The organism is Aquabacterium sp. (assembly GCF_049274795.1).
Taxonomy (GTDB): Bacteria; Pseudomonadota; Gammaproteobacteria; order Burkholderiales; family Burkholderiaceae_C; genus Aquabacterium.
Genome location: NZ_JBASTH010000095.1, coordinates 47102 through 69853, shown reverse-complemented (window position 1 = coordinate 69853; position 22752 = coordinate 47102). Strand labels below are relative to the sequence as shown.

Below are 22752 nucleotides of genomic sequence, written 5' to 3'. Positions count from 1 at the left end.
AGAACGAACACAGACCGGAGCATCGCCCTATGGCTACCGCCGCCAAGAAACCGCAGGAATTCGTCTTCGAGTGGGAAGGCAAGGACAGGACCGGCAAACTCGTGCGAGGCGAAACCCGCGCGGGTGGAGAAGCCATGGTCAGTGCCTCGCTGCGCCGACAGGGCATCCTGGTCAACAAGGTCAAGAAACGCCGCACAAGCGGCGGCTCCTCCATCAAGCAGAAAGACATTTCCGTCTTCACACGGCAACTGGCCACCATGATGCGCGCGGGCGTGCCACTGCTGCAGGCTTTCGACATCGTGGCCCGGGGCAGTACCAACCCACGCGTCACCAAGTTGCTCAATGACATCCGGGGCGATGTGGAAACCGGGACAAGCCTGTCGCAGGCCTTCCGCAAGCACCCAATGTACTTCGATGCGCTGTATTGCAACCTGGTCGAGGCCGGTGAGGCCGCCGGTATCCTGGAAACACTGCTGGACCGCCTGGCCACCTACCAGGAGAAGACGCTGGCCATCAAGCAAAAGATCAAGTCCGCACTGATGTACCCCACCTCGGTGCTCGTGGTGGCCTTCATCGTGGTGACGGTGATCATGCTGTTTGTTGTGCCCGCTTTCAAGGAAGTCTTCTCATCTTTCGGCGCAGACCTGCCGGCGCCGACGCTGTTCGTGATCGCGATGTCCGAGTTCTTTGTCGCCTACTGGTGGGTGATTTTCATCGCCCTGGGCGGCGGACTGTACTTCTTCTTCCAGAGTTGGAAGCGATCCGAGAAAATGCAGAAGACGATGGATCGGCTGCTGCTCAAAGTACCCGTGTTCGGCAACCTGATCTTCAAGTCGGCCGTGGCCCGCTGGACACGCACGCTCTCGACAATGTTCGCCGCAGGTGTCCCGCTGGTGGAGGCGCTTGACTCCGTGGGGGGGGCGGCAGGCAACGCCGTGTTCGCCGAAGCCACCGAGAAGATCCAGAAAGACGTGTCCACCGGCACCAGCCTGACCACGTCGATGCAGAGCGTCAACATCTTTCCCATCATGGTCCTTCAGATGGCCGCCATTGGCGAAGAGTCCGGCGCGCTGGATTCGATGCTGGGCAAAGCCGCCGACATCTATGAAGAAGAAGTCGATGAAATCGTCAAGGGCCTGTCCAGCCTGATGGAGCCCATCATCATCGTGTTCCTGGGCACGCTGATCGGCGGCATCGTCGTGGCCATGTACCTGCCCATCTTCAAGATCGGTCAAGTGGTCTGATGTTCGACACCTACCTGCCGATCCTGCTGACCCCGGCAGTGCTGTTCGTGCTGGGACTGCTGATCGGCAGCTTCCTCAATGTCGTGATCCACCGCCTGCCGCTCATGCTCGAGCGGCAGTGGAAGCAGGATGCACGCGACATGCTCGAACTGGATGATGCCGAGGGCGATGGCCAGCCGCTGAGCCTGTCCCGGCCCGCCTCGCGCTGCCCCGCCTGCAGCCACAAGATCCGTTGGTACGAGAACATCCCGCTGATCAGCTGGCTGATGCTGCGTGGCAAGTGCTCGGGCTGCGGCACCCGCATCTCCTGGCGCTACCCCCTGGTCGAACTGACCACCGGCCTGCTGTTCGCGGCCTGCGCCTGGCAGTTCGGCCCGCACCCGTTCACGCTGGCCTGGTGCGCCGTGGTAGCCGTGCTGGTGGCCGCCTCCATGATCGACTGGGACACCACGCTGCTGCCCGATGACCTCACCCTGCCGCTGATGTGGGCAGGCCTGGTGGTGGCCGGCCTGGGCTGGAACCCTGCCCTGCCCCTGCGTGATGCGCTGTGGGGCGCCGTGGCCGGCTACCTCTCGCTGTGGACGGTGTACTGGGTGTTCAAGAAGGCCACCGGCAAGGAAGGCATGGGCTACGGCGACTTCAAGCTGCTGGCCGCCCTGGGCGCCTGGCTGGGCTGGAAGATGCTGTTGCCCATCATCCTGATCTCATCCGTGATCGGTGCGGTGGTCGGCATCATCCTCAAGCTGCAGAGCAGCCTGCGCGAAGGCATGTACGTGCCATACGGCCCCTTCCTGGCCGGCGCCGGCCTGGTGGTGCTGTTCGCTGGCGAGGCCCGCGTGCTGGACTGGTTCGGCTGGTGAGTGTTGAGCGCGCCCACAACGCTGGCGTCATGCCCCTCCAGACCATCGGCCTGACAGGCGGCATCGGCAGCGGCAAGTCCACGGTGGGCCAGATGCTGGTCGATCTGGGCGCGCACCTGGTCGACACCGATGCCATCTCCCGCGCACTGACAGCCCCCGGTGGCCACGCCATCGAGGCCATCCGCCAGGCCTTCGGGCCCGAGATGGTCGACGCACAGGGCGCCATGGACCGCGCGCGCATGCGTATCCTGGCCTTCAGCGATCCGACCGCCCTGGCGCGCCTGGAGACCATCCTGCACCCCTTGATTGGTCAGCAGGCCGACGCGCACGCCGCCAAGGCCTCGCCCGGGCAAACCGTGGTTTACGACGTACCGCTGATGGTCGAATCGGGCCGCCGCTGGCGCGACAAGGTTGATCGCATCCTGGTGGTCGATGCCCTGCCAGAGACACAGATCCAGCGCGTCATGGCCCGTTCAGGCTGGGAGAGGCCGGCCGTCGAAGCCGTGCTGGCCAAGCAGGCCAGCCGTGAACAGCGCCGTGCCGCGGCAGACCATGTGATCCTCAACGACGGCATCACCCTGCAACAGTTGCAGCAGCAGGTCAGGGAACTGTGGGACCTGTGGAACAATCACCCCTGAACAGCGTGCAAAAGCTTTAGGTGGCGTGTTGATCCTCTACGAATACCCTTTCAACGAAAGCATCCGCACGATGCTCCGCCTGGAGCATCTGTTCAAGCGCCTGGAGCAATTGGCCACGCGTGAAACGCCGGTCGATCACCACTACGCGCTAGCCACCCTGTTCGAGATCATGGATGTCGCCTCACGGGCCGACATCAAGAGCGATCTGCTCAAGGAACTGGACCGCTACAAGCACCAGTTCGAAAGCTACCTCGGCAACCCCGCCATCCAGGAAGCCGTGCTGCAGCAGGTGCTGCAGCGCATCGACAACGCCTACCAGGGACTGAACCACCTGCAAGGCAAGGCCGGCCAGGCACTGTCGGCCAACGATTGGCTGATGAGCATCCGCAGCCGCATCAGCATCCCCGGCGGCACCTGCGAATTCGATCTGCCCTCCTACTACGCCTGGCAGCATGAGCCGCCTGTCCGCCGCCAGGCCGATCTGCAGCAATGGGCCGGCACCCTGGGGCCGCTGTACGAGGCCCTGTCGCTGATGCTCAGCCTGCTGCGCGATGCCGGCGTGCCGCACATGGTGGCAGCCCCTGGCGGGCAGTTCCAGCACAGCCTGAAAGAAGGCCGCACCTACCTGCTGCTGCGCCTGCGCATCGACCCCAGCCTGGGTCTGGTGCCCGAGATCAGCGGCAACCGCCTGATGGTGTCGCTCCGCCTGATGCGCCAGGATGCCGACGGCAAGCCCAAGCTGGCCACCGACACCGATGCCGGCTTCGAGCTGACCCTGTGCGCTTGATTCACGCCTGATGCCCCGAACCGACACGGCCATGGACACGCCCAAGAAGCCCCCGATGGTGCACTGCCCATCCTGCGGCGAGCCCCACCCCTACCTGCTGGACAACCCCTACCGCCCCTTCTGCAGCAAGGGCTGCCAGGCCATCGACCTGGGCGCCTGGGCCAGCGAGCAGTACCGCATGTCGGCCAAGCCCAACCCGGAAGACCTGCCTGAGGATCTGATCGATCCGGACGACATCCGATGAGCGGGTTCAGCGACGACGAAGCCGCCGAGCTGAAGGCGTCGCTGCAGCGCGCACGGCGCCAGCCCATGAATTTTGCGGCGGCCCTGGGCAAGCGTCCGGAAGATCACCGCCTGAGCCTGCACCACACGCGCGCCGGCCGCGCCCTGGCCAAGGTGCTCAAGGAAGCCACCGGCTCGAAGCAGTTGGCCTTCGGCACCACCGAAGTCGATGACAGCCGCAAGGACACCTTGGTGCTGGTGCTGGATGCCAAACCGCCCACAGGCCTGGCCAAGAAGCTGGCCAACTGGCTCAAGCTCCAGGGGCTGCCGATCCGCAAGGTGGCGCTCAAGCTGGAAGGGCAGGAGCTTTCAGAGGATGACGATGGGGGCGCTGAAACAGGCATCGGCCGCGATGACCCGGAAGATGCCGGCAGCAGCAACACCGCGGCGCTGGCCAAGATCCAGGCCGCCCTCAAGCTCCTGCTGCCAGAGGTTCAACAAGCGATCCAGACTGGCGGCCGTCTTGCCCCGGCGCTGCGTCAGGCCGTGCAGGACTTGACGTCCGCCCTCAAACTCGGCGCCGTCGTTCAGGCCACCGAGGGGGTGAAGAAGCTCAACAGTGTGCTGCGCCAGGCACAGGCGGAAGCGCTGACGCAAAAGGATCTGGGCAAGCTGGACGAGCCCGGCATGGACAGGGCGTTCGTGCTCATCAAGACCCTCCAGGACGACCCCAAGATCCAGCAGGAGCGCCAGGCGCTCGAGAAGCTCGGCGCCAGTGTTCGCGAGCAACTGCTGGCTGCCCGCAAGGCCGAGGCGCGCGGCGACCTGGCCGCGGCCGAGAAGCTCAAGGCACAGGCGCACAAGGAACGCCTTGCAGCACGTGCCGTGCTGGAATCCTGCTGGCCCAAGCGCGATGCCCGCACCAAAGGCACCGCCGAAGACTGGGCCCCCTTGGTGGCAAGGCTGAACGTGGCATCTCCCAAGGATCTGGCGGTGTTCTGGTCGGGGGACAAGGAGGCTGCGATCGACATCGCAGCCGATCAAGGCGGGGTAGCGCTTGAATCCACCCCTGGCGGTACGATCATCGATGACTGGGACAAGCATGATCCCAGCAAGGCTCTGCCCTGGAACCAGGACTCGAAGGAGCCCCCACCCTATCTGCGCGATCTGTGGGCGCTGGCTTCGGCGTCGTACGCCGAAAGCGCGCAAGGCAAGATCACGATTGTTCAGACGCCCGACCGCCACCCCGATGGCGGCCTGATGTGGCGCCTGGTCGAAGAGCGCATCCTGCGCAACAAGGCACGCCGTGGTGAGATCACGTTCACACCGCCCATCGTCCTGCCTACCAACAAGACCTGATCATGACAGCAGCCTACGATCTCTTCATCAAGCAACTGAAGGCCGAAGGGCGTGAGCGGCTGGAGGGGTTTTCCACCAGCAATTTCAGGCAACTCACCGCGGACGAACGCATCAAGGTTCGCCAAGCCTTGGTGGACCTCGTCGCGCAGCACGACATGCGCGCGCCTGTGCCCTTGTCGGTGCTGAGCCCCGAGGGAGACACCCTGGCGTTGCTGGAACCGTTGGCTCCGGCAGCGGCCACCGCGGCGCAGGCCACTGATTTCGAACTGCAGGTGCTGGCCGCGCTGGCCCTGCTGTCAGGCAGGCCCATTGTCCTTGACGCGCTCGAAGGCGTCTTCACGAAGGCGACCGACAACTGGAAGCGCGGCATCGCCATGGACGGCCTGCGGTGGGCCTTGCCCGCCAGCGACGCCAGCCCCCGGCTGGCCAGACTGGTGCGCGCGATGGACGACGAAGACCTGCGCGCCGATGCGGCCGACACCTTGCTGCAGCGCCACGGCTGGTATCTCACGGATGCCGCAACGCAGGTAGAGGCGCTGCAATTGCTGCGGGCACTGGTCGACGGCGATGCCACACAACGCGATACCGCGCTCGTCAAAGTCTTGAAAACCCCGGTCAAGCCCGTGCCTCGCTGAACGCCATGACGGCAGCCTATGACTTGTTCCTGCGTGAGTTCAACGCCACGGGGCGAGAGTCCATGGACGGCGTGTCCGTCTACAACCTGGCCCATCTGAGCGAACCTGAACGCCTGCTGGTACACGAAACCCTGCTGCAGGCATTTCGGCAGCGCCATGCGCGTGCGCCACGCCCGCTCGCCTTCATCACGCCGAATACATGCACAAGGCAGTTGCTGGAGGAGGTGCTCCAGGCGCAGCCCCCCCATGAAACATCCGATGAGTTCGTGCTGAACTGCGCCTATGCGTTGCTCTCGATCACCGTGCACCCCGCCGCGATGGACATACTGGAGCGCAAAGTGCTCGCGCACGATGATCCGTGGTTGTGCGGGCTGGCCATGGAAGGGTTGACGCGTTCCGTCCCTGGCACGAACGCCAGCGAACGCCTGGCCCGCATCGTGTGCGCTGATGCCACTGAGGCACCGCAGCTCGGCGCGGCCGATGCCCTCTTGATACGACACGGATGGCGGCTGGAAGATCCACAGCGCAAGGCGGAAACATTGACGCTGATGCGGGCCATGATCGGGGACGATGCAGCTGCCCGGGATGCTGCCCTGCTGAAGGTGCTCAAGACACCCGTGCAGGGTTGGCCACGCCCGTGACGCGGCCTTGACCCGGTCGATCAGGGCGCGCCGAACTGCAGCGCCCGTGGATCGCGAGTAGACGTCAGGTCGTAGAGCTTGAAGCGGCGTCCCAGGCGTGCACCGCCATCGCGCAGCAGCGGTGCGTAAACGATGGACGCTGTCGACGGCCCCGAGCGAAGCAGGATGGCATCAAAGGGGATGGTTACGTACACGCCCTTGTCGAACGAGCCCTCGCCGAACTGCTCTGCGGACACGTTCGTCTTGGTGGCATAAGCCCCCATGGTCACGCCATTGGGGAACACGCGAGAGATGTCCAGCGTCACGCCGCGATCGCCGGCCAGGTACTGCCCGGCGCTGATCTTGGCCACCACATCCTGCCAGCCGGTGTCCCAGTAAGCGCTGACATGGCCCGTGCTCACCTCGTAGTCACGCAGGCCGAAATCCTGTTCGAAGGCCCGCTGGCGCACGCGGTTGACATCCAGGCCCACGGCCAGCCGGCTGCCCACAGGGCGGTACAGATATTCACCCCCGATGCCCGCGTACATGGTTTCCAGCAGGCCCGCATAGGCCAGATAGAAGTGATCCCCAGCGCCGCCCATGTGCGTCAGTTGCAGATTGGGCATGGTCGCATTGCGCGTGGTCAGGTACTCACGGATGTAGGTGCGTACACGCGGCAGGTTGCTCGACGCGGTGAACTTGAACTTGTCGTAGTTATCTATCAGGCCCACGTTCAGGTAGGTACTGACCCAGGTGTCCGGACTCAGCTTGAACGCCGCATCCAGCGTAGCGGACAGTTGGAACAACAGCAAGCCATCAGGGCCGCCCAGCGTCTGGCGATAACCCAATCCGAACCCGTACGAGAACCGGGAGGGCTCACTGTCATACAAGACCTCACTGGATGCCTGCGCAGAAGCCGGTGGCACCGCTTGCTTGGTGATCGCCTCGGAGCGTTCACTGGTCGGCAGCAATTGGGTACGCGCGCGCGCCCAGGCCTCCCGATCCACCACGGCCTGGGCTACCTTCACTCCGCGCTGGTCAAACCGCAACTCGATGCGGTCCACCGGTGCTGGCGCATCCCGATGGACCACGGCCGCCACCTTGTCCACCACGGGCCGCTCATACCCCATCGCCGGATCGGCCACCACCACAGACCAGGTGTTGCCGCGCTGCTCGATGCTGCTGACACGCAGGCCGGTCTGCACCTGGATGTCTCGCGCCGTGACCGAGGGATCCCCGGCCTTGGCAGGCCTGCCGGCAGCGACTGGCACAGCACGAGCATCCAGCACTTTGGGCATGAACAGCTTGTCCAGTGGTGCATTCATCTGCACAGTGAGCGTGGGCATGTCGCCCCGCTCCACCCCCAGGGTCACGTCCAACCAACGCCAGGGGCGATACACCACCCCCAGGTTCAGCGGCGTGCGTTGCTTGATGGGCCGACCGGCCTGGTCGTTCGCATAATCATTGCCGTCGATCTCTGCCTTGAGCACCCAGCGCTGCCCCGGCAACTCGTACTGCACCCCGCCAAAAAACGCTGCAGGCCCACGGAAGAAAGCGTGGGTGCTGACCGTGCCGCCATTGCCGACATAAGTGCTGCCATCAGGCCTAGTATCGAAACGCTTGGCCACCAAGCCAAGAGGGTTTCGCACATCACCCCGCCCACCCACGTAGCCAAAGCCCAGTCCGGCGCTTAGGTCGAACGCGCCAAAGCGCTTGCTGGCCACAAAATACTCACCCGAGAAAATGCCTGTACCCAGCAGATCGCGCCAGCCCACGGCCACCTGCGGCCACAGCCTTGATTCTTCCAGCAGCCGCACCTTCACGTGGGCGCTCTTGTCCTTGTAGGACTGGTCGCCAGCGATATCCGGCCCATAGAGCCGATCAGAAATGCTGATGTAGCCAAACGCCACCTCCAGCCAATCCACAGGCTGCAGGGTCATGGTGATCATGCTGTAGGGCTCTTGCCGGCTGAACGACAGCGCCCCAGTACCTGCTGGCGCCATGCGTGCCGTGGGCGTCTGCAGCAGGCCGACCACACCCCAATCATTGCCGATCAGGGGCAGATCCCGGGCCTGATCAGCCTGGCTGACCTTACGCGCCTGACGCTTGTACGACCAGGGCACGCCTTGCTGCGCCACAGCCTGCGTGGCCAGAAAGGCCACCACCTGCTCGGACAGGACCGCATCCATGCCCTCGCCCATGTCGGGCGCCCACAACCAGGCCCCCGGCGCGGGCGCATCCTGTGATTGCCCATTCCAGCCGGCCACGCCGTGGCTGAACACGCGCCCATCGGGCTGCACCACCCACGCACGATCCGCCGCCACCACACCGCACGCCCGCAGATAGGTGGCTGTATCGGCACCCTGCTGGTGAGGCACCTGGCACATGTGGCCACTGACGCGCAGCAAGGACACCCACGGGCTGCGCGGCGCCGCATGCACGACATCCCCCCGGCGCAACCAGGGGTCTGCCTTGGGGTTAGTCTGGAGCCAGCGAGCATCCGCCTTGGGCAGCGGCACACGGCCCGTGACGGGCATGTCGGCGATCACTCCCGCCAGAGCAGAAAAGCGTCCGGCCAGGGCTTGCCGCAACTCGGTCTGGCGCTGTTGCTGCCCAGCCCGCTCGGCCGCGGCGTACCATCCCAGTGCAAAGAGGTCGGCGTTGTCTGGCAACGGGTTAGCCAGCAACCAATCACTCAGTCGCTGCTCGGTCTCCACGACGCGATCCGGCCCCTGCGAAGGCGCCTGTGCGTAGGAGGGCAGTGCCAGGGTCTGTGTCGCGCACATCAGAACCAGGGATCCGAATGCTCGACCCCAGGCCACTCGGCAAAGACTCATGAACGCAGCCCTTGGTCAACGGCCCAGGTTTGCCAGGTGATGCACAGATCGGCAGCAATGCACTGCTCGCCATACACGGGCTGGGCCCCTTGTGGCCCCAGCTTCACGGCATACCGGGCTGGCGGATAAGCCCCAGCACCGGATACGACCGACTCCCGAAACCAGCGCAAGTCAGCCGGCACGTTGCCTGCCCATGCCGTGTCGCGGGGCGTGGCCAAGGCTTCGATCTGCAATGACTGGGCAGCGCCCAGGCGATAACCGGGCATCTGATCAAGCACGCGCTCATACGGGGGTGGTGTCTGCTGCAAGGCTGCCTGCCACGCCGGCACGCCTTGGGGCCAACGCACATCACGCCATTCCGCAGGCGTACCGACAAGCCCGGCCAGACGACCATGGCGCAAGCGCAACACCTCGCCTGAGCCGCTGTACCAGACCTCTACCGGTGACGCCGAATCAAGCTGATCTACATAGCCGAGCACCAGCAAGACCGGATGGCCATTGAAGGTGACGCGCAGGTACCTGTACTTGGGGTTCAGCGGTTGCTGCGTGAGCGCGGCCTGATCGCCACGGGACAACAACAGACGCGCCGCGTCAAAAGCCGCGGCCTGGTTGGAGGCGCAGCCCTGTAGACCCAAGCCAAAGGCAACAACGCACACACAAACCAAAGCAGCCGACCTTAAGGAAGTCAGCCGCTCATTCAGATGCGCCCTCATGTTGAGGGCGCTTCAGAAAATGGGGAAGTAATGCCCCAGTTACAGAGGAGCACCAGGAGCGCGTTAGCGCGTAGCCGTCGCCGTCGCTGTTGCAGGCGTGCTGTTGTCGTTGCTGGACACAGCCACGGCCACCGCCACACCAATGGCTGCCGCTGTCCCGACAGCGATCAACGCCGTGGTGCCTGCAGCGAAGCCGGCACCGCCAGCACCTGCCGCGCCAGCTGCTACTGCGCTGGTCGTGGTTGTCGTGGAAGCACCAGCAGCCGTGCTGCTGCTCACGCCGTCAACAGCGAAGGCGCCCGAAGCGACCAAGCAGAACGACGTTGCAATGATCAGTTTTTTCATAAAGCGACCTCTCAATTTTGGCGCAGTTTTGCGTCTTCGGATCAGTATGGCACGACAAGGACAAGTGCATGAAGCCACTTGGCCGCTGACAACACTCAACGGTGGCATCGGTTGCAACAACTCACCTGCATCTCAGTGCAAGGGCATGAACCCGCAAAATAGGATTGCCACCCTGCATTCGCGGGACTAGCATGCCACCTGTTTGCAATCGATGGGCATGAAAAAGTGCGCGTTTTCCCGCTCAACTACAGCCAATGTAAGCCAGACGCCACACCAAGATGACATCCGTTGCATGGGTTTGATGACTAAAATGTTTGTATCAAACTAACGAGCCGCCGCCAACTGATGCTCGTGATTTGCGAGGACGTGCCAAAGCCGCTTCCGCAGATGCAGTTAACACAATCAGGATCCCAACCTTATGTCCATAGACGACCCGCTGGTCGCCGCCTTCAGCATCACGATGGCCGTCAGTTTCGGCGTGTGCTTGTTGCTGGTATTGACTCAAAGATGGCACGGGCGGCTCTCATTGGACGGCGACTTGACTGGGGCACAGAAGTTTCATGACGTGCCAGTGCCACGGATTGGGGGGGTGGCCGTTTTTGCGGGCCTGCTGAGCGGCGTCATGGGCCTCGCGGTTTTCGTTGACCGTTCGGATACAGAGCCCTTGCTCCTGCTGATCATGGCAAGCCTTCCCGCCTTCCTGGCGGGCTTGCTTGAAGACATCACCAAGCGGGTGTCAGTTGGCATAAGGCTGCTGGCAACATTCTCTTCGGCCGCCTTGGCAGCGTGGCTGGTCGATGCGTCCCTAACCCGACTGGACACGTTTGGACTAGATGCCCTGATGACACTGGCCCCTATCGCCGTGATGTTCACCTGCTTTGCCGTGGGAGGCATTGCCAATGCTGTGAACATCATTGATGGCTTCAATGGCTTGGCCTCAGGCAGCATCGTGATCATGCTGGCAGGATTAGGTGCTATCGCTCATTGGGCCGGAGACACGCTGGTGCTGCAAATGTGTCTTCTGGGCATCGGGGCGAGCCTTGGATTCATGCTTTTGAACTATCCCTTTGGCAAGATCTTCCTTGGAGATGGTGGGGCTTATCTCGCCGGGTTCTGGCTCGCAGAATGTGCCGTCCTTCTGTTGAGCCGGAATGAAGAGGTTTCCACCTGGGCCGTGCTTCTTGCCTGCATCTACCCTGCCTTCGAAACAGTGTTCTCCATGTGGCGCAAGGACGTGTACAGAAAGACTGGAATGGGGAAGCCGGACAAGGTGCACTTCCATATGCTGGTCTTCCGACGAATCGTAGGTCAACAGTTTGGAAAAAACGCCCCCGCTTGGCTACGCCATGGTGTGACGAGCTTCTATATCTGGATGCTGGTGGCCGCATGCCAAATCACAGCGATCTGGATGACGGCCATGGGACAAGGATCTCCGGTACTTGCGACCGCCATTGTGGGCTTCGCGCTCATCTACATCGCCATTTATAGAACCATGGTTCTTGGATGCTTTCCAAAGACCATCGAGCCGGACGGCGAGAGCCCTATGCACGCCTGACAAACACAGGCACCCACACCGCCGCAACCTTTACCCGCAGATTTGGGTGTACTGGCGTTCAACCGCATCAGCCATCGCTTCCAAGCTGAAGGATTCAAGGTAAAGCCTCCGGCCAGCCCGCCCCATGGCAGCACGTTGCTGAGCCGAATGCAGCAAACTTGACAGAGCCTGGACAACATCATTGATATTGGCGTTGTCAACCAGGACACCGCTGCGTCCGTGGTCAACAAGCTCAGGCACACCACCCACGCGTGATGCAACCACGGGCAACCCTGCCTGCATGGCTTCAATGATGCTCAGCGGCAAGCCCTCATACGCAGAGAGCAGCACAAACACGTCGCAATCAGCCAAACGTTCCCGAACGTTGTCCTGATTACCCCAGAATGTCACGTCGACCATGGCGCTCGCTTGAGTCTTCGTTGCCTCGAATTCAGGCCCACCTCCGAAGAACCACAACTCCTTATCCGTGGACTGAAGGTGGCTGAATGCAGACAGCAGCAAGGTTTGAAGCTTGGGCTCCTGGAACCGAGCGACCATCACAAAACGGCACCTGCCATCCTGCCTGATACGCTTTGTAGGAGCATCATCGGCCACCCCGTTTCTGATCTCGACAAGACGGCGCGAGGGAAACAGGCGATTGCGCGCAGCCAATTGAAAGTCGTAGCTGGACACACAGATGATTCGGGCCGCTAGACGGGCTGCCAGCGCTTCGGCGATCAGGACCATGTAACGGCGGTGCAACGGCACGCCTGGCTTGAAACCCCATCCATGCGCGGTATATATCGCCGGCACGCCGACGACCCTTGCCGCAATACGCCCCAGGAAGCCAGCCTTGCTGCTGTGGAGGTGCACGATGTCGGGACCATGATCGCGGATCAGTGCCACCAACTGCCTTAACGCGACAAGATCTTTCCAGGGGTTCACGGAACGCCCAAGGCTGGGCAGGACATGGCACTGAACATCAAGTGCCCGCGCCTGTTGAGCCAACCACCCCTCTGCTCCTACGACCAGCGTCATGTCCACCTTGTGCCGAAGTGTGGCGACGAGGTCAAATACGTGGCGTTGAGCTCCTCCCATTTCGGAAAGAGTGATGATCTGAAGCACCCTCATGGCACACGCGTCGCAAGTCTGGCTTTGAGGAACTTGACGGAAAACGCCAGAGCCCCGAACAGGTAGCCGAACCCCTGCCCCTGCAAGAAGGCAATGGCACAGGTCATCATGGCAGTCCCGTATGCAGCAGCGGAGCCTCGCGATTCGGTCGACCATTGTCGGTACTGGATCAGCGGTTCGTCGATGTTCTCGAAAACATAGGTTGGATCGGCCGCCATGCGCACCCACAGATCGTAATCCTCGGCATGCAAGCCCGTGAGGTAGCCGCCTACTTTCAGCACGGCGGCCTTTCGGAGCATCACCGAAGGATGGCAGATCGGATTCCTGACACACATGGCACGCCGGATGTCTCGATCAAGCAGCGGCGGACGCATCCGCTTCACGAATTGCCCTTCCAGGTCGATCAACTCGTAGGACGAGCCGCAGACCGTGAGACGCGGGGCTTCACGGAAACGGCGTACCTGCACGGCCAGCCTCTCAGGCCGAGCGATGTCATCCGCATCCATCCGGGCGATCAGCTCATGCTTGCAGAAGTACAGACCGATGTTCAGATTGGTCGTCAAGCCTTTGAACGCGGTGGTCACCACCCGGATCCTGGGATCGGCGTCACCGTACTTCTGCTGGATAGCAGCGGCGCCCTGCCCGTTGGCGACGATGACCAGTTCGAAGTTCTCGTACTGCTGCGCCAGAATGCTCTGTACGGCGATGTCCATGTAGTCATCGGCCTTGTTGCTACACAAGAGCACCGACACCCCATCCTGCGGTGTGTTTGGATCAGTCATCTACAGTACGTCCCAAGCCTGAGGAATAAAACTCGAACCGGAGTTCACGAACCATTGGCGCGGAGCAATGGTGAACCCCTTGTCCTTGTCCCTGGCCAACCGGGCACCCCACCAACTGAAGGTGCTGTTGGCAATGACATGGTTCCTGAATTCGAGCATCAGCTTGAATTCGGCGACATCGTCCGCCGGCTTCGGCGAACTTGCAAACACCGTCTCGATGGAGTTGTCTGCAAGCGCCTTGCGACACCATTCGATGTCATCCGAGAATATGACGGCCCTCTTGCAGCCTCTTTGCGCGCACAGCGCCAGCGCCTTTTCGTAATAGCTCATCGCCAGGACACCATGGTGACCCGCCGCTCTGGCGTGGGTCACATAGTCGCCTCGCCTCACATGAAGGGCCACATCCTCATCACGCACGTCGCCCACCCCGAAGGACCGGATCTCGCCCTCCGAAAGATGGAGGATGTCCCCCTTCAGATCCTGCACCACGGACTGCACCACACTCTCTGACTGCCAGTAACCCACGTAGTAGCGCGCCGAGCCTTCCAGATCGGCCAGCGACCACCCACCTCGCTCGACCAGGACATCCGCCCCCCCGAGCGCGGCAAGAAGCCTGGAGCTCAGGATGTTCCCGCCCAGCCAGCGCGTCCTGAAACCGGCATCGACATCGCTGCCGACAGGAAGCACATACCGCCCGGCATCACGGAACACTTGGTCGAGCACCAGATCGCGGGGAGGCTGATACCGGTGCAGATGCCGCGGGTCGAGCATCACCGTGGCGCCTTGGTTTTCCAGCTTCTTGCAGAGGGCATACTGGAATATCTGATTGCCCAGACCGCCTTGCAACCTGACCAACTTCATGCGGCGCGTTCCGATTGCCTGAAATACCTCAGGGATACAAACCAAGCCATGAAGAGCGGCATCCAGAAGAAATTGAGATTGAAGAAGTGGTGGTACATGATGGAGAACCCGGATGCCACCAGCAGAAAGGGAAGGAACAGCGTCTTGACGGGATTCCCGCCATCGCCAGGAGCCAGCCTGGATGCCAGGAACCCCGCGAAGAGGCACCCCAGGGCCACCCCGACAAGCGAGTAGGCGGCATACATCGAGCCGATCAGGCCCAGCGGCGAGGTGGGGTCGGGAAAGCTCACCATGGCGTCCTTCAGCGTGGACGGCAGCAACTTTTGCGGCACCAGATGCGATATCAGGAAAATGATCTTGCCCTCCACCTCAGGGTGCGCCATGACGTAATTGGTGTTGACGACCGGTGAGCCGAAGTAAAGCCCTAGGACGAAGGTCATCAGGAACGCACCGATGTCACCCACCTGCATGTCCGGATTGCGGGCCAACCGCGTGACCAGGAAGACGCCCAGAAGAACGACAGTCGCGACCAGCCCCTTGAGCATGACCTTGGCGCTCTTGCCTTGCTCCAGGGTCAGCAAGCTCGCGAAGAAGAAGAGCATGCCGCCCATCTTGGCGCTGGAAAGAAAGATGAAGAGCGCCTCGATGATCAGTATCGTCTTCAGCAGCCTGGCATCCTTCAAGGAATAGGACGCCCGGTGCATCACGATTGAAAAGTACCCGCACAGCAGTTTCACCCCGTGGATCCCGAAGGGGGATGCATCCAGGGCAGCCTCGATGTCCTGCGCCGTCACCGCCCCGGAGATGATGCCCAGGACACCGGCCGCCCCCATGAAATACTGGCTGACGGCGATCACGACGAAATTGAGCACGATCAGGATGCGAAGGTCACGCCTGATGTCTTCTGCCTTCAGCTGGTACTGAAAATACTGGCGCCTTGAAAAATGGGGGATGCCCAGCAAGAAACCGATCCCCAGGAAAACTGCCGCCTGCAGGTAGAGCGATGGCAACCCCGCATGCACCGTTTCGCCCAATATCGAGAAGCCGCTGTAGGGACTGCCTGCCAGGGTGACCTGCAGCAGACTCATCCCCACGGCAGACAACATCAACAAGGACAAGACGATGAGTCGCATCAGGCTCTCTTCTTGGCGATGCAGTGCCACCCGAAGCAACTCAGTTCCCGGTCCTTCCAATTGCCGAAGGGCCGCAGCATCACGTAGGCCACGGGCAGGAAAACGATGGCCGCCAGGAAGGCAACGATCGAGGCATGCCGCTGCATCGATGGAAGCCGCACCACCTCTTGCCACAGCGCGTCATGCCAGGAGCCATTCCTGGACAGTTCGATGATGTCGAAGCCATTGGCAGCAAGGTGATGCTCATACCAGTACCTGCTGAAGCCGGAAGTGAAGTAGTACGGCGCCGAATGGACCACGGATGCGAAAGGCGCAGTCAATATCAGGGCCCCGCCGGGTGCGGTGACCCGGCACAACTCCTTCAGGGCCTGAAGCGGATCGGGAACATGTTCCAGCACCTCGCTGCAGAGCACGGCATCGAAGGCCGCATCGGCAACGGGAATGGCCGTGATATCTGAAACGATATCGATCCCTTTGGTGTTCCACTCACCTTTGTGCAGGCCGATCTCAGGCCCTGTGCCTGGGTATTGGCAGAAGTCCTGGGAGACGTATTGCAGGTGTCCGCAGAGCGCCTGGTTCTGGCGCTCTCCCGCCCCGGCATCCAAGATCTTCGAGCCGGCAGGCACATCGCCCAGCGCCTTCTTGAGCCAGCGCCTGCGGCTTTGGAGGTTGTCATCCATCCGCAATGCTGCCCGGACGAAGGATTTAAGGCTCATTTTTCACCCTCATGCATCTCGTTCACGAAGCGCTGAACGTCCGTGAACTTGTTCTTGTTGGCTGCCAGCCATTGGTCATCCTTGTCCCACCATCTGGACCGCTGCAATGCCACCCGGGTCTCTTCGTCGAAGCGATAGCGAACGATCCTGGCCGGCACGCCCGCGACCACCGCATACGGCGGCACATCCCTGGTCACCACGGCATTGGCCGCCACGACGGCACCATCGCCAATCGACATACCGTCGAGTATCACGGCGTTCAGTCCTATCCAGACGTCGGCTCCGATCATGACGGTTTCATTCTGGAGAAACTCGACGCTGCTGTTCGCCGGCGGATACTGTGGGTGCTCGTTGGAATAGAAAAACGGGTGGGACGAGACGAAATTCAAGGGATGCCTGCCCGGCGCCACGACGACATTGCCGCCAATGGAGCAGAAGGGGCCGATCGCACAATTCGCCAGGCGGGAACCTATGGAAATATAGGAATAGCGCCCGACATTCACGTTGACGAGATTGACGTCGTGCCCAACGGTTGCCCACTCCGATATATGGCAGGAGCGCAATACCGCACCCGGCAGGATAGTCGCATTGGGATGGACGCTACTGCTTTTCCAGGTGACCAGCAAATCCCTGTAGTATCGAACCACGGGGTTTGCAATGATTTTCTTAATGATGCCCATGGCGCCAACCGTTCAATACCCACTGGAAAGACGAGAAAAAGCAGATGGTATTGATCAACAGCCAGCCCACCACCGCACCCGACAGGCCATATTTCTCGATGGACCAAGGCACGATTGCCAGCCCTGCCACCAAGCAGAAACCATATACTTTCATGATGGCACCGTGATTGCCGTCCGCAATCCAGTTCAGGTAGCCCACATTGTAAAGTGCGTTCAAGGCTGAGCCCAACAACAGCCAGGGCAGCAAAGGCGCCACCTGCAGGATCAGGGCATCCGATTTCAGCCACCAGCTGACCACATGCATTCCGATGGCCGCATACAGCCCGCCGGCGACCAAAACCATCGCGAGCATCTGGAGCAGCATTTTCTGATTGATGGCCCACCGGGCCGCCCGGTTTTCTCCGACCTGTACCAGCTTCGGGAGATTCAGCTGGCATATCGGATACACCAGTTGGGTGACTCCGATGGCCGCCGTGGAAGCCAGGGTATAGATGCCGAGACTTTCCACCGGCAATTTCTGCCCCACGATGAACCGGTCCATATATACCGCCAGAGACCCCAGAAGCACGGCCAGTGACATTTTGGCGCTGCGCCGGATGACATCTTTCACCGCGATGCGGGGGCCTGCGCCCGCATCTCCATCGTGAGATGCCGTCGCCTGTGCGCAGGCTTCCCTGGACACGAGCCACAAGAGCACACACCGGCGCCCGACTGTCTCAATCAATGCCACCGTCACCATCCAGATCAGGTACAGCTCCGGCCGCCCGAACATGACGGCTACCGCGATGCCGCCGCCATGCCGCAAGCTCTGGGCAACGATGATCAGGAGGCTGTTGGCGACGTGCCATTCGGAGGCGATCAATGCAGACCTGTACAGCGCCCCGGGAAGCTGCACGGCAATGAGCAGGCCCGACAGCAGCACGACCTCACGGGCAAGACCGACGTCGAGGTCGCTGCGCTCAGCCACCCCGAGCGCCAGGGTATGAGACGCGACAGCCACACAGGCGGCGATGCCGATCACCGCCAGCCCGTAGAAGCGCTCCAGCCCTTTCAACAGCGAGCGGAACCCCCCTTTGCCACTCAAGCGCGCCTCCGCCATCTCCTTCACGAGCGCCTGGGAGAACCCCTGCTCGATCAGCGTCGCCACCAGCTGCAGCAGGAAGGCATAACTCGCCAGGCCCCAGCCCTTGGGGCCCAGTGCCGTGGCACAGAGAGGCATGGCCAGGAGCGGCAGCGTCGTGGAGGCGGCCATGGCCGCGTACGAGGCCAGGAGCGGCCTGGACACGCGCATGAAATCAGCTACGCCAAGCAGCAGACAGTCTGCGCCAGACTTCCGGGCGCTCTGCATACGAGCGCTTCAGGCGGGATCTCACAAAGGCCGATAAGACACCAGCGGCCAGGCCCACCAGCACGAACATCACCAGCATGGGCAAACGCCGGGGCCGCGATGGCTTCTCGGACGGCAAGGCACGCTCCACCTGCTGCAGCGTGGCGCCCTCCTTGGCCTCGTCGACCTTGGCGATCTCGTACTGTTTGACGAGGAACTCCAGCCCCGCTTCCCGGGCCTTGACCTCCCGGTACGCCGACAGCGCGCCGCTGCCTTCCGTATAACTGTTCTTGCCGGGACCGCTACCCTGCTCGATCTTGAGCAGTTGCTCCCTCAGGGCCGCCAGCTCCGAAGCGAGCCGCTGTACTTCGGCGTTCTGAGGCGTCGCGAACCGGCTCAGGGACTTGAGCGCCACTTCCTTGGCAGCGATCAGCGAACGCAGCTCGATCCCTGCCTTGACCCCTGTTTCCGCCAAAGCCTGGCTCGCCACGAAGCCCGTCTCGGCCTGGGCCTTGCGGAAGGCCAGTTCGGCTTTGGCCAGCTCATCCCGCCCCTTGCCGACCTGATCCTCGAGAAACAGCACGCGTTGCTGGGCCTCGGTGACGGCCAGCCTTGCCAACAGCTTGGCCAGTTCCTGGACGTGTGCATTGGCGAGCGTGGCGGCCATCTGCGGGTCACGGTCATCGACCTCCACCGTGACAAGCCCTGTCTTCTTGTCGGCACTGACCCTCGTCAGTTGCTGAAAGGTCAGCCGCGCATCGGTCTTGTTCTCCTCTCCATACCACTCCACCAGCTTGTACCGCTCTATGAGGATGTTCTGAAGTGTCTGAGTGCGCAGGAACGCGGCATACATCTCATCAGAACTCTTCATGCCGGGCGCAGCCCCGGCTAACGCGCCCAGCTGTGCCAGCACGGCGGACGCGGCCCCTTGCTGCTGCTGAGGTGGCAACAGCAAGGTCGACGAGGTGTAGAGGCGGGGCAGCGTGAAGGTGTACGCCCCGCCCAGCCCCACAATCAGTAAAAAGACTGCCGCAGCAAGCCACTTGTGTTCTCCCACCGCCGCCAGCAATTCCAGCCATGTCGGCTCGGAAGAATCGGCTATGCGCTCGGTCAGGTGTTCAGGAGGAGCTTCATGAGCGGTCTTCATGACTCAATTCCTCAACGTCTTGATTGCCGCAGCCCCCAGACTGAACTGGTAGATGATCTGCGTGATGTCCTTGGCGTTGCGTGTGAACACGCTCCATGCGCTTTCGTGATCGGTCTTCTCGGGCAACACGATCAGGTCGCCAGGGTGCACCGCCGCGCCGTTGATGCTGCGGTTGAACCAGCCGCCGTTGTTGCGTGAAGCCACGCTCCCATCGGCACGGATGATGAACAGCTCATCCTTGTCTGCACCACTGGTCAGCCCTGCCTGGTTCAGATAATCCTGCACTGTGCCGCCCCGGCGCCACAGCATCGATGCCTCGGTATTGACCGAGCCCAGCACATAGACAAAATCGGGGCGCGCCGGGATCACCAGCCTGTCCTGGTTGGCCAGCCGCACCTCCGGCAAGGCATCCACCGCCGTGTTGTCAGGCTGCAGCCCCAACATGATGCGGCCCGAGGGGTTCAGGTTCTTCAAACGCTCCAGCGCCTGCTGTTGCGCCTTGGCCTCTGCCTCCAGCCGCAGCCGGGCCGTGCCCGATGCATCGCCACTGATGGCCGACACGCTCGCTGCGGAAGAACTCAGTTGTGTCTGCGTCTGCGCCTCCAGGCGGCGCACCAGTTGATCCAGGTTCTTCTGCTGTGTCTGCTTGACCTCTTCACGGTAAAAGCCAGCGCCGAACAGGTAGGCATCAGGCGTCAGGCCGCCAGCCTTCTCCAGCAACTCGGGCAGGCCATCACCAGGGCTCATCTGGTAGATGCCGGGCCGGCGCACTTCGCCTTCCACACGCACGAACACCTGGCGCTTGGCCTGGGGCACGCGCACATCGGTCACGGAGAACACGGTCACGATGTCGCCCGGCTGCAGCGCCAGGTTGTCGGGGCTGTTGGCGTCTTCCAGGGCACGGCCCAAGTTGAAGGGCAGCAACTGCACCTTCACGTTCTTGCTGTCCACACGCTCGATCACGGCGTATTCCAGGTTGATCTCATCCACCAGGTTGCCGATGCGCTGGGCCAGGCTGTCGGCGTTGTCACGCACTTCGCGCACGCCGGCATCACCACGGGGGCGCTCGCCTTGGCGTGCAAGCTCCTGGCGTTGCGTGGCTTGATCCCGCTCACCCGGCAGCCTGTTCGCGCCTTGCAATGCTCCACCCGGCACAGGCGCCTCCTGCGCACGGCGCGCAGCCTGGTAGCCATCCTCGATGCGCCACTTCTCTTCGTCCGTCAGCAACACGCTGTTCTGGCGCTGCACCGAGGCACGCGACATCAGGTACGCCTTGCTGGGGATCAGGTCACGCACCTTCATGCCTTCACGCCAGGGCGCACGCACGGGCTGGTCCACGTTGCCACGCAAGGTCACGGCGTTGCCGAACTCGGGGCTCAGGCTCATCACAGAAAGCAGATCGCCATTGCGCAGCGGGCGGTTCAGGCCAGCGGCGTCCAGCGCGAAGCTCTCCACCGATCGGGCGGGCTTCTTGGTCGGGTCCACGCGCTCCAGGTAGGCGCGGTTGGGATCGGCCACCACGGGCAGGCCACCAGCCAGGGCCAGGGTGCTGCCAATGGTGTCCTTCTCGCCATCCAGTTCGTACACGGCGGGGGAGCCCACCTTGCCCGTCAGGGCGATGTAGCCGCGCGCCGGTGGGATGGTGATGGTGTCGCCATCCTGCAGCTTGATGTCGGCGGATTTGTCGCCCTTGGCCAGGAAGTCGTACAGGTCCAGCTCGGTCACGGTACGGCCGCCGCGCTTGACCTGCACGTGGCGCATGCTGCCGGTGGCATTGGGGCCGCCGCTGGCGAACAAGGCCGACACCAGGGTGGAGGCCCCGCTCAGGTTGTAGGCGCCGGGCTTGCGGGCTTGGCCCACCACGTACACGGTGATTCCGCGCAGTTGGCCCATCGTCACGCTGAGCTGGAAATCCTTGTAGTAGCGGCCCACAGCGCTGCGGATGGCGCTTTCCGCTTCAGCGGAGCGCACGCCGGCCAGGGGCACGGCGCCCACGCGGGGGATGTGGATCTGGCCGTTGCGGTCGACGATGGCACGCACGTCGATGTCGACCGAGCCCCAGCCACGGATCTGCAGTTCGTCACCCGGGCCCAGGCGGTAGTCGCCCGACACGGGGGCGTTGGCCTGCGGCGCGTACAGATCAGGGGCAGTGTCGAAGAAGCTGGCGCCGAATAGGGGCAGGGCCTGACCGGTGCTTTCCAGCACGAACTTCTGGAACTCGTTGGGGGGCAGCGGCTTGGGCGGCGCCAGGAAAGCGCCCTGCTGGGCGCCGATGCGCGATGCGCCCGTGCCGTAGCCATCGGGCGCCTGGCCTTGCACGCCCTGGCGAATGGTGGGCACGCCCGACAGGCCCGAATCCATGCGGCCAAAACTGCCGCCATAGCCGGTTTGACCGGACAAACCAAGGCTGCCTTGGTCCTCAATCCCGTCCTGCAGGCCGTAAGACTGGTTGGCGCCCTGCAGGTTGCGCATCCCCTGCGCGAACACCGCAGGCGGGCAGGCCAGTGTCAGCGACAAGGCCAGCACCAGTGCGTGGCGGTAGGTCTGCGAACGGCGCGCTTGCGTCATGAGCCCGGTCTTCCATTTGTGAAGCTGGGCCAGATTGTAGGGGGGCTAAGGGGCTGCTCTGCCCGCCTTGCCTGTTGTTTACCGGCCTGTTTCCCCGGTACATCGTGGCATCGGCCTGCTTGAGCAGTTTGTCCGCATCGGTGGCATCCAGCGGGGCGACCGCATAGCCGATGGTCATGCCCAGTTGGCCTGGCTGAGCACAAAGGGGCGGTTGCTGCAGGCCGGCAGCCACCACCACGAACTCGTCGCCCCCGATTCGGCAGACCAGATCACCCGCGCGCACGGCATGCCTGAGGCGCTGGGCCACCATCGCCAGAACCTCATGGCCCGCATCGTGGCCGTGCAGGTCGTTGATGGGCTTGAAGCCACCAGATCGATCAGGTAGAGGGCCACCAGCAGGCGGTCACGCTCTTCGCGGTGCCGAGCGGCATCGCGGCGGATGGCCAGCGGCAGCACCAGCAGGAAGGGCAAGGTGCCCACCAGGCCGATAACGGGGCCCACCACGTGCTCACCCACCCAACCCAGCACGAACAGCAGCGGCAGCATCAAGGCGAACAGCAGCGACACGTTGGAGTTGAGCGGAGCGCGCCGTTGTCTGGCCAGAAGTGCTGTG

The 22752-nt window shown here is 62.7% G+C and carries 22 protein-coding genes; 9 read left to right on the top strand and 13 right to left on the bottom strand.

Translation table 11 applies throughout. The features are described 5' to 3' along the window. Positions 1–29 precede the first annotated feature (29 nt). From WAQ08_RS15810 to WAQ08_RS15775, 8 genes are all read left to right on the top strand, one after another. Positions 30–1244, top strand: coding sequence for a type II secretion system F family protein (locus tag WAQ08_RS15810; protein ID WP_422192793.1), 1215 nt, complete (start codon positions 30–32; stop codon positions 1242–1244). Continuing rightward, positions 1244–2104, top strand: coding sequence for a prepilin peptidase (locus tag WAQ08_RS15805; protein ID WP_422192792.1), 861 nt, complete (start codon positions 1244–1246; stop codon positions 2102–2104). The genes WAQ08_RS15810 and WAQ08_RS15805 overlap by 1 nt, the downstream gene beginning before the upstream one ends. Positions 2105–2133: 29 nt before the next feature. Then, complete coding sequence (gene coaE / locus WAQ08_RS15800; RefSeq protein WP_422192790.1) at positions 2134–2742, top strand: dephospho-CoA kinase; 609 nt, start codon at positions 2134–2136, stop codon at positions 2740–2742. 28 nt (positions 2743–2770) lie between these two features. Then, positions 2771–3529 carry a cell division protein ZapD gene (gene zapD / locus WAQ08_RS15795; protein ID WP_422192789.1) on the top strand — a complete coding sequence of 253 codons (759 nt, stop codon included), beginning with the start codon at positions 2771–2773 and terminating at the stop codon, positions 3527–3529. Positions 3530–3539: 10 nt separating this feature from the next. Further along, complete coding sequence (locus WAQ08_RS15790; RefSeq protein WP_422192787.1) at positions 3540–3773, top strand: DNA gyrase inhibitor YacG; 234 nt, start codon at positions 3540–3542, stop codon at positions 3771–3773. Beyond that, complete coding sequence (locus tag WAQ08_RS15785; protein WP_422192785.1) at positions 3770–5110, top strand: hypothetical protein; 1341 nt, start codon at positions 3770–3772, stop codon at positions 5108–5110. Before WAQ08_RS15790 ends, WAQ08_RS15785 begins: the two co-directional genes overlap by 4 nt. A gap of 2 nt (positions 5111–5112) precedes the next feature. Then, positions 5113–5745 (top strand): hypothetical protein, encoded by a 633-nt coding sequence (locus WAQ08_RS15780; RefSeq protein ID WP_422192783.1) that lies wholly within the window; start codon positions 5113–5115, stop codon positions 5743–5745. Positions 5746–5807: 62 nt separating this feature from the next. Beyond that, entirely contained in the window at positions 5808–6386 is a 579-nt protein-coding gene (locus tag WAQ08_RS15775; RefSeq protein ID WP_422192782.1) for a hypothetical protein, read from the top strand. Between the two features lie 20 nt (positions 6387–6406). On the opposite strand, the gene WAQ08_RS15770 is transcribed toward WAQ08_RS15775, so the two are convergent. The 3 genes from WAQ08_RS15770 to WAQ08_RS15760 all read right to left on the bottom strand — a co-directional run bounded on the left by WAQ08_RS15770 (position 6407) and on the right by WAQ08_RS15760 (position 10260). Continuing rightward, positions 6407–9151, bottom strand: coding sequence for a YjbH domain-containing protein (locus WAQ08_RS15770; RefSeq protein ID WP_422192780.1), 2745 nt, complete (start codon positions 9149–9151; stop codon positions 6407–6409). A 47-nt stretch (positions 9152–9198) separates the two neighbouring features. Further along, positions 9199–9915, bottom strand: coding sequence for a YjbF family lipoprotein (locus WAQ08_RS15765; RefSeq protein ID WP_422192778.1), 717 nt, complete (start codon positions 9913–9915; stop codon positions 9199–9201). 63 nt (positions 9916–9978) lie between these two features. Further along, complete coding sequence (locus tag WAQ08_RS15760; RefSeq protein WP_422192776.1) at positions 9979–10260, bottom strand: hypothetical protein; 282 nt, start codon at positions 10258–10260, stop codon at positions 9979–9981. Positions 10261–10678: 418 nt separating this feature from the next. Between WAQ08_RS15760 and WAQ08_RS15755 the strand changes: the two genes are divergently transcribed. Continuing rightward, positions 10679–11815, top strand: coding sequence for an MraY family glycosyltransferase (locus WAQ08_RS15755; protein ID WP_422192774.1), 1137 nt, complete (start codon positions 10679–10681; stop codon positions 11813–11815). A 30-nt stretch (positions 11816–11845) separates the two neighbouring features. Here the strand turns inward: WAQ08_RS15755 and WAQ08_RS15750 are convergent, their stop codons facing one another. The 10 genes from WAQ08_RS15750 to WAQ08_RS15705 are packed head-to-tail and all read right to left on the bottom strand — an operon-like array spanning position 11846 to position 22449. Further along, positions 11846–12892 carry a glycosyltransferase family 4 protein gene (locus tag WAQ08_RS15750; protein WP_422192824.1) on the bottom strand — a complete coding sequence of 349 codons (1047 nt, stop codon included), beginning with the start codon at positions 12890–12892 and terminating at the stop codon, positions 11846–11848. A gap of 29 nt (positions 12893–12921) precedes the next feature. Beyond that, on the bottom strand, positions 12922–13707 hold the full coding sequence (locus WAQ08_RS15745; protein WP_422192772.1) for a glycosyltransferase: 786 nt from the start codon (positions 13705–13707) through the stop codon (positions 12922–12924). Next, complete coding sequence (locus tag WAQ08_RS15740; protein WP_422192770.1) at positions 13708–14568, bottom strand: alpha-1,2-fucosyltransferase; 861 nt, start codon at positions 14566–14568, stop codon at positions 13708–13710. After that, positions 14565–15701 (bottom strand): hypothetical protein, encoded by a 1137-nt coding sequence (locus tag WAQ08_RS15735; RefSeq protein WP_422192769.1) that lies wholly within the window; start codon positions 15699–15701, stop codon positions 14565–14567. Before WAQ08_RS15735 ends, WAQ08_RS15740 begins: the two co-directional genes overlap by 4 nt. Then, complete coding sequence (locus tag WAQ08_RS15730) at positions 15701–16417, bottom strand: class I SAM-dependent methyltransferase (RefSeq protein WP_422192767.1); 717 nt, start codon at positions 16415–16417, stop codon at positions 15701–15703. The genes WAQ08_RS15735 and WAQ08_RS15730 overlap by 1 nt, the downstream gene beginning before the upstream one ends. After that, positions 16414–17097, bottom strand: a complete 684-nt coding sequence (locus WAQ08_RS15725) for a DapH/DapD/GlmU-related protein (protein ID WP_422192766.1) — start codon at positions 17095–17097, stop codon at positions 16414–16416. Before WAQ08_RS15725 ends, WAQ08_RS15730 begins: the two co-directional genes overlap by 4 nt. Continuing rightward, positions 17084–18349: a lipopolysaccharide biosynthesis protein gene (locus WAQ08_RS15720; RefSeq protein ID WP_422192764.1), complete on the bottom strand. Its 1266-nt coding sequence runs from the start codon at positions 18347–18349 to the stop codon at positions 17084–17086. The genes WAQ08_RS15725 and WAQ08_RS15720 overlap by 14 nt, the downstream gene beginning before the upstream one ends. Positions 18350–18392: 43 nt before the next feature. Beyond that, a complete protein-coding gene (locus tag WAQ08_RS15715; protein ID WP_422192762.1) occupies positions 18393–19571 on the bottom strand; it encodes a GumC family protein in 1179 nt (392 codons plus the stop codon). Positions 19572–19574: 3 nt separating this feature from the next. Beyond that, complete coding sequence (locus WAQ08_RS15710; RefSeq protein WP_422192822.1) at positions 19575–21932, bottom strand: SLBB domain-containing protein; 2358 nt, start codon at positions 21930–21932, stop codon at positions 19575–19577. A gap of 58 nt (positions 21933–21990) precedes the next feature. After that, entirely contained in the window at positions 21991–22449 is a 459-nt protein-coding gene (locus WAQ08_RS15705) for a diguanylate cyclase domain-containing protein (protein ID WP_422192760.1), read from the bottom strand. Positions 22450–22752 lie beyond the last annotated feature (303 nt).

Coding starts and splice junctions, on each gene's coding strand:
- WAQ08_RS15810 (WP_422192793.1), top strand. CDS start 30: ATGGCTACCGCCGCCAAGAAACCGCAGGAATTCGTCTTCGAGTGGGAA.
- WAQ08_RS15805 (WP_422192792.1), top strand. CDS start 1,244: ATGTTCGACACCTACCTGCCGATCCTGCTGACCCCGGCAGTGCTGTTC.
- coaE (WP_422192790.1), top strand. CDS start 2,134: ATGCCCCTCCAGACCATCGGCCTGACAGGCGGCATCGGCAGCGGCAAG.
- WAQ08_RS15790 (WP_422192787.1), top strand. CDS start 3,540: ATGCCCCGAACCGACACGGCCATGGACACGCCCAAGAAGCCCCCGATG.
- WAQ08_RS15785 (WP_422192785.1), top strand. CDS start 3,770: ATGAGCGGGTTCAGCGACGACGAAGCCGCCGAGCTGAAGGCGTCGCTG.
- WAQ08_RS15780 (WP_422192783.1), top strand. CDS start 5,113: ATGACAGCAGCCTACGATCTCTTCATCAAGCAACTGAAGGCCGAAGGG.
- WAQ08_RS15775 (WP_422192782.1), top strand. CDS start 5,808: ATGGACGGCGTGTCCGTCTACAACCTGGCCCATCTGAGCGAACCTGAA.
- WAQ08_RS15770 (WP_422192780.1), bottom strand. CDS start 9,151: ATGTGCGCGACACAGACCCTGGCACTGCCCTCCTACGCACAGGCGCCT.
- WAQ08_RS15765 (WP_422192778.1), bottom strand. CDS start 9,915: ATGAGGGCGCATCTGAATGAGCGGCTGACTTCCTTAAGGTCGGCTGCT.
- WAQ08_RS15760 (WP_422192776.1), bottom strand. CDS start 10,260: ATGAAAAAACTGATCATTGCAACGTCGTTCTGCTTGGTCGCTTCGGGC.
- WAQ08_RS15755 (WP_422192774.1), top strand. CDS start 10,679: ATGTCCATAGACGACCCGCTGGTCGCCGCCTTCAGCATCACGATGGCC.
- WAQ08_RS15750 (WP_422192824.1), bottom strand. CDS start 12,892: ATGGGAGGAGCTCAACGCCACGTATTTGACCTCGTCGCCACACTTCGG.
- WAQ08_RS15745 (WP_422192772.1), bottom strand. CDS start 13,707: ATGACTGATCCAAACACACCGCAGGATGGGGTGTCGGTGCTCTTGTGT.
- WAQ08_RS15740 (WP_422192770.1), bottom strand. CDS start 14,568: ATGAAGTTGGTCAGGTTGCAAGGCGGTCTGGGCAATCAGATATTCCAG.
- WAQ08_RS15735 (WP_422192769.1), bottom strand. CDS start 15,701: ATGCGACTCATCGTCTTGTCCTTGTTGATGTTGTCTGCCGTGGGGATG.
- WAQ08_RS15730 (WP_422192767.1), bottom strand. CDS start 16,417: ATGAGCCTTAAATCCTTCGTCCGGGCAGCATTGCGGATGGATGACAAC.
- WAQ08_RS15725 (WP_422192766.1), bottom strand. CDS start 17,097: ATGGGCATCATTAAGAAAATCATTGCAAACCCCGTGGTTCGATACTAC.
- WAQ08_RS15720 (WP_422192764.1), bottom strand. CDS start 18,349: ATGGCCGCCTCCACGACGCTGCCGCTCCTGGCCATGCCTCTCTGTGCC.
- WAQ08_RS15715 (WP_422192762.1), bottom strand. CDS start 19,571: ATGAAGACCGCTCATGAAGCTCCTCCTGAACACCTGACCGAGCGCATA.
- WAQ08_RS15710 (WP_422192822.1), bottom strand. CDS start 21,932: ATGGATTCGGGCCTGTCGGGCGTGCCCACCATTCGCCAGGGCGTGCAA.
- WAQ08_RS15705 (WP_422192760.1), bottom strand. CDS start 22,449: ATGGTGGCCCAGCGCCTCAGGCATGCCGTGCGCGCGGGTGATCTGGTC.